The following is a 222-nucleotide window of genomic DNA, read 5'->3' as shown; positions in this document are numbered from 1 at the left end:
TGGCAAGATATTTTAGATATAGAAAACATAGGAATTCAACACAACTTTTTTGAAATTGGAGGCCATTCACTGAAAGCGACTACGATGGTTTCTAAAATCCATAAGGAACTTATGGTGGAGATACCTTTACGACAAATCTTCCAAGCACCTACTATAAAAGGGATTGGAGAATTTATTGACTCTACAAAAGAAAGTGTATATGCATCGATCAAAAAAGTAGAA

At 33.8% G+C, this 222-nt stretch carries 1 protein-coding gene; it reads left to right on the top strand.

Features of this window, described 5'->3' with window-relative positions:
* The coding region (locus JDS92_RS30615; RefSeq protein WP_199633080.1) for a phosphopantetheine-binding protein at nucleotides 1–222 on the top strand (222 nt) is incomplete at both ends.

The organism is Bacillus cereus group sp. N12 (assembly GCF_016483575.1).
GTDB lineage: Bacteria > Bacillota > Bacilli > Bacillales > Bacillaceae_G > Bacillus_A > Bacillus_A toyonensis.
Note: the sequence above shows the minus strand (reverse complement) of the source record. Positions and strands in the feature narration are given on the sequence as shown.